Genomic DNA, 2488 nt, shown 5'->3' on the forward strand with positions numbered 1-2488 from the left:
TACGTATTTCGTTATTCTTTATCTTCTCCAATAATCCTTACTTCTCGCTCTAACTTCACGCCAAATTTCTCTTCAACAGTCTTTTGTACAAAGTGAATTAAATCAATGTAATCTTGTGCTGTTCCGTTATCAACATTCACCATAAATCCAGCGTGTTTTACAGAAACTTCCACTCCGCCAATTCGCTTACCTTGTAGTCCTGATTCTTGAATCAATTTACCAGCAAAGTTATTTGGTGGGCGCTTAAATACGCTACCACATGAAGGATATTCTAGAGGTTGTTTTGACTCACGTTTAAACGTTAAATCATCCATTTTTTCTTTAATTTCTTCACGCACACCTTCTTGAAGCTCAAATCTCGCTTCAAGAATAATGTAATGGTTGTTTGCAAATACACTCTTACGATATCCAAATTCAAATGCTTCTTTCGTTAAAGTACGTAGCTCTCCATCACCTGTCATTACGACAGCTTCTGTTAATACAAACGATACTTCACCGCCGTAAGCACCAGCATTCATATATAATGCTCCGCCAACTGAACCTGGAATACCACAAGCAAACTCAAGACCCGTTAAATTATGATCTAATGCAATTCGTGATACATCAATAATTGCTGCACCACACTGTGCCACAATCGTCGTTCCTGTTACAGTCACACCTGTAATGTGAATTAAACTTACTATAATCCCGCGAATTCCACCATCTTTAATAATGACATTCGATCCATTTCCTAAAAACGTAACTGGAATATTATATTCGTTAGCATATTTAATAACTTCTTGAATTTCATCATAATTTGTCGGCGCAACGAACACATCTGCTTTGCCGCCAACTTTAATATGCGTATGATTCTTTAACATTTCATCTTGTTTCACATGACCTTCAGGCAATACCGTACTTAAATATTTATAAACCTCTTGCATATTCATTTTACGATTCCTCTATTTCTATATTCTTTTTATCCCGTTATACGGGCCCATAATATCCCCACATACATGAACGAACCTAAAGTGGTGGATACAGTGTACCCAAAATCAATTCGAGACACCTATAAACCTCTTAATTTATAAGAGGTGCCACTCATATTAAAATATATATTGCATAATAAAGCAACCCAAATGGGCTACTAAACTTGACATGTCATCAGAAAGACAACAATTTGTAAAATATATTACTTTTTCAAAACACTATCCTTCAGTATCTTACTATACCATACGAAAATAAAGTGGTATTTTTTTGTAATCTTTACTTTGTTTATGACATATAAGAAAATCGATTGAAAGCGGGAGATAAGACTCTCATGAAGATACTAAGTGAGATACAGGAATCAAAGGATTTAACGAAGGAATTTCAAGATGAAGTGGCAGTTGCGAAAGAGAAGAAAAAGCCGTGGTAGAAGTTTTGGTAAGGTTTGTATATAAACTACAAAAAGGTAGAAAAGTATACTTTTCTACCTTTTCGATTAGTGGAATAAAGATAAACCAATTTTTAAACAATGCTATTAGTTTTTAACCACTTTTCAAAAATTAATCTAAATTGTTCTTCAGTAGCATGTTTATCCCCTATTGAAAATATTTTCAAACCGTAACCAACAAATTTTTCACCTAAATTATGTTTACTAGCATATTCATACAAAAAATCCGCGTCAGCTTCATATTCTTCAATAAAAACATCCCATATAGGCTTGTCTATTTTCTTATATGCAATAACTTCTAAATCATATCCATCTTCATAATATCCTATATGCATATGTTGGTGTTCTTCATAGTTACACATACTATTAAATAATCTCTCCTTTACCAAATAATATGATGATCATTCAAATTTGGCGGGACATGATAATGTAAATATGGTCCTTTATTTTTTACTGGACCATAATCCAACCTAAATAACACTTTTTTAGTAACTTTAGATCTGACTTGAATAATTCTAGTTTTATATGGACCTTCAAGAATATATTTATTTGGTGCGTCTAATGCTTTTTGTACATAAGGTCTCGCTATTTTCCAACCTTTATCTGCAGCTGTTCTTCCCGCTTTTGAAGTTAAAACCCTTAATGCTCCAATAACAAGAGCTGGTAATATTTCTTGTTTAACTATTAATTCACCTGTAAGAGGATTTTTTTCAATAACATATTCAACTCTTGGTTTACTTAGTTCTCCTTCTAATTGTAAAAATACAGGGTCAGTTACTAAAAAATCATATTCGTTCTCGAATTTTTCAAAATCGAAGTTAGAAACATCGACATTAGATAAATCAATACCACCATCTTCTTCAGGAACATATTCTTCGACAATTGTATCATCATTTAATTCAACAGTTGCATCAACAAATGATGGCAATGCAAAACTAAACATTAACACGAAAGAAAGTATCCCAGCTATAATTCTCATCTACCATTCCCCTCTCAAATTTTATAATAGTGGGAAATAACTAAAATTTATATTTCCTATTATTTCTCACTATCAAATATTACAAAATATAAAAT

Annotated in this window: 4 protein-coding genes; 1 reads left to right on the forward strand and 3 read right to left on the reverse strand. The window is 32.5% G+C overall.

What is annotated here, in order from left to right; genetic code table 11:
- Positions 1 to 11 precede the first annotated feature (11 nt).
- The gene (gene murB / locus AB3X49_RS21220; RefSeq protein WP_120342002.1) at positions 12 to 929 is read right to left on the reverse strand and encodes a UDP-N-acetylmuramate dehydrogenase; all 918 of its coding nucleotides are present in this window, start codon (positions 927 to 929) and stop codon (positions 12 to 14) included.
- Positions 930 to 1300: 371 nt separating this feature from the next.
- On the opposite strand from murB, the gene AB3X49_RS21225 reads away from it, so the two are divergent.
- The gene (locus AB3X49_RS21225) at positions 1301 to 1396 is read left to right on the forward strand and encodes a DUF3967 domain-containing protein (protein WP_002089497.1); all 96 of its coding nucleotides are present in this window, start codon (positions 1301 to 1303) and stop codon (positions 1394 to 1396) included.
- Positions 1397 to 1488: 92 nt separating this feature from the next.
- Here AB3X49_RS21225 and AB3X49_RS21230 read toward each other — a convergent pair whose 3' ends face one another.
- On the reverse strand, positions 1489 to 1776 hold the full coding sequence (locus AB3X49_RS21230; protein ID WP_367964565.1) for a DUF3986 family protein: 288 nt from the start codon (positions 1774 to 1776) through the stop codon (positions 1489 to 1491).
- Positions 1777 to 1796: 20 nt separating this feature from the next.
- The gene (locus AB3X49_RS21235) at positions 1797 to 2393 is read right to left on the reverse strand and encodes a hypothetical protein (RefSeq protein ID WP_002016022.1); all 597 of its coding nucleotides are present in this window, start codon (positions 2391 to 2393) and stop codon (positions 1797 to 1799) included.
- Positions 2394 to 2488: the final 95 nt, after the last annotated feature.

This window comes from Bacillus sp. C30, from assembly GCF_040838255.1.
GTDB classification, from domain to species: domain Bacteria; phylum Bacillota; class Bacilli; order Bacillales; family Bacillaceae_G; genus Bacillus_A; species Bacillus_A mycoides.

Bases quoted from the DNA above. Each gene is read 5' to 3' on its own strand.
- murB (WP_120342002.1), bottom strand. From the start codon at position 929: ATGAATATGCAAGAGGTTTATAAATATTTAAGTACGGTATTGCCTGAA.
- AB3X49_RS21225 (WP_002089497.1), top strand. From the start codon at position 1,301: ATGAAGATACTAAGTGAGATACAGGAATCAAAGGATTTAACGAAGGAA.
- AB3X49_RS21230 (WP_367964565.1), bottom strand. From the start codon at position 1,776: ATGTGTAACTATGAAGAACACCAACATATGCATATAGGATATTATGAA.
- AB3X49_RS21235 (WP_002016022.1), bottom strand. From the start codon at position 2,393: ATGAGAATTATAGCTGGGATACTTTCTTTCGTGTTAATGTTTAGTTTT.